This window comes from Candidatus Hepatincolaceae symbiont of Strigamia maritima (assembly GCF_055505085.1).
Window position 1 is genome coordinate 1 of record NZ_DBKDTU010000099.1, and the last position, 2,504, is coordinate 2,504.

General features: G+C 28.3%; 3 protein-coding genes. 2 read left to right on the top strand and 1 reads right to left on the bottom strand.

Features of this window, described 5'->3' with window-relative positions:
* Window positions 1-566: metal ABC transporter permease (locus tag ACQCX0_RS02360; RefSeq protein WP_462562557.1), on the top strand; the 566-nt coding region annotated here is incomplete at its 5' end.
* A gap of 29 nt (window positions 567-595) precedes the next feature.
* Here ACQCX0_RS02360 and rpsD read toward each other — a convergent pair.
* Window positions 596-1,210, bottom strand: a complete 615-nt coding sequence (gene rpsD, locus ACQCX0_RS02365) for a 30S ribosomal protein S4 (protein WP_462562558.1) — start codon at window positions 1,208-1,210, stop codon at window positions 596-598.
* Window positions 1,211-1,856: 646 nt separating this feature from the next.
* On the opposite strand from rpsD, the gene ACQCX0_RS02370 reads away from it, so the two are divergent.
* A complete protein-coding gene (locus tag ACQCX0_RS02370; protein ID WP_462562559.1) occupies window positions 1,857-2,348 on the top strand; it encodes an outer membrane beta-barrel protein in 492 nt (163 codons plus the stop codon).
* Window positions 2,349-2,504 lie beyond the last annotated feature (156 nt).

Genomic DNA, 2,504 nt, shown 5'->3' on the forward strand with positions numbered 1-2,504 from the left:
TAAATAGAAATTTTTTGTTACCTATAGAGTCTTTATTAGTACTTAATACTCAAGCTAGTTTATCCGTAGGAATTATAATTTTATCTATATATTCACTAAATACTAATATTATCAATCAATTTTTTATTGGTAATATTATGGCGTTATCTTTGGAAGATATATACATAATTTATGCAGTTTCTATATCAATGATATTGTACATAATATTAAGTTATAAATCTTTATTATTAATAACTATTAATGAGGTTACTGCTCAGGCCGAAGGAATAAATATCTTTAAACATGATGTATTATTTTCTTTTTTTTTATCAGTTATTATAGCCGTTTGTATTAAACTTGCAGGAGTATTACTGATACCATCTCTTCTTATTTTGCCGGCATTATGTGGTAATATACTTACGAAAAACCCTAAAATTGCTATTTTCCTTACTTTTTTTATTGCAAGTTTAGCTATAATCTTAGGAATTTTAGTTTCAATTATAATAGATGTTCCAAGTTCTGCTTTAATAAGTAGTGTATTGGTAATACTTTTTATAATAATTAGTTTGTACAAAAAATTATTATAAAAAGTATAACATTTTTTTATATTTAAAATTTAACGAGAGAAGAATTCAACTACTACATTAGGTTCCATTCTTACAGGATAAGGGACATCCTCTAATTTAGGAATTTCAATAAAAGTTCCCTTTAAAGCTTTAGTATCTACCTCCATATAGGCAGGAATATCTCTTTCAGCAGAATTAATACTCCCGAGTACTAAAGCTAATTCTTTTGATTTTGGTTTAACCTCAATTATATCCCCAGATTTTACTAAATAAGAAGGAATGTTTACTCTTTTATTATTTACTAAAATATGTCCGTGGTTTACAAATTGACGTGCTGCAAATACACTGGGTACAAATTTCATCCTATATACTACTGCATCTAATCTAGTTTCTAATAAGCCAATTAAATTTTGTGAAGTATCACCTTTTCTTCTATTAGCTTCTTTAAAATAATTAACAAACTGTTTTTCACCAATATTTCCATAATAACCTTTTAATTTTTGTTTAGCTTGTAGCTGTATGCCGTAATCTGTAGGTTTATAAGGAGCTTGCCCATGTTGACCTGGTCTGTATGGACGAAGGTTAAAAGGGGATTTAGTTTTCCCCCATAGGTTTGCTTTTAACCTACGATTAATTTTAAATTTAGATGCTAATCTTTTAGACATAATAATATATTTCCTGTATTAGGTTATTAATTTTCTTGTTCCGGTATCCCTTAATAATATAATTAATAGTAACAAATTAAGGTGTGAGGATGTAACTCAAGCATTTCCAGAAGTATTTTTATCTTATAATTATAAATGCTTCTTATTGATTGTCAATTAAAATCTTAGAAATAGAATTTCTCGAGGCAAAGATCTTTTGGAGTTTGAGCTTTCTTTCTAATATGTTATAATAGGATCAGAAAGAATATAAAATAATGCTAGATGGAGTTATAGATATTATGGGTTAAGTTGGAATTTTGTAGTTGTCTATGAATTTGCGATTAATAAAAATCATAGTATGTTAATAGATTATACTAATCACTGGGTAAATGATTATACCACAGAAGCTATATCTCCAACTGGATTAAAAACTAATCAAAAGCAAACCAATTATACTCTAAGATATCAAAACCTCACCCTCTCTTACAAATACACATTGTAAAAAAAAGGCACACTAACAAAAAGAGGCTCTCCCCCTCTTTTTTTAATTTAAACAAAAAAGGTAAAACAATGCACAAAAAACTATTTATAAGCTTAGTAATTTTATTTTTTAGCTCTTTCTTAAAAGCAGAGGAAGCTAAGAGTCCCTATAACGGTGTTTACCTTATTGAGAGGGGGGGGGTATCTTGGTATTGGTACTGGATTTGTTTCAGGTGAGATTACAATAGAGAATATAATTAATGGCTATAAGTACAATTACGATACTCTAATTAAAAATACTATTAATATCTTTGCTGGTTACAATATTCTTAAAGAGTTAGCAATTGAGGGAGAATTCCGGTATGGAGTGCCGAGAAAATATATTAGTAAAACTGGATACGGGGAAGAATTAAAGAGTTCTTACCTAATTTACCTAATTAATGCTGTAGCAAAATATCCTGTTTTAGAACAACATATCCCTTTTATAAAATTAGGATTATGGTATGTTACTTATGAGGAAAAGTATTATTCTTATCAAGGTAACACATATTTTATTCTAAGAAATTTTTCTGTTCATGCCACCCTAGGCTATGAATTTGCAATTACTAAAAATCATAGTATTGTAGCTAGTTATGGTTATAATTTTTTGCACGTAACGGGCTTAAAAATAACGATATAGTTTACAATAGCAACATTGAAATGACCTAGACAATTTTTGGTCTAGCCTATAAAATTACCCTGTAAAAAAAATTACTCTAACTAAAAGATGGACTCCCCCTCTTGCAATGAGACAGTATATAATGGGAATAGTAACTAGGTATGTGAATAAAAATAA

What these genes read in the sequence shown, in the direction of transcription:
- rpsD (WP_462562558.1), bottom strand. Translation starts at nt 1,210, where the DNA reads ATGTCTAAAAGATTAGCATCTAAATTTAAAATTAATCGTAGGTTAAAA.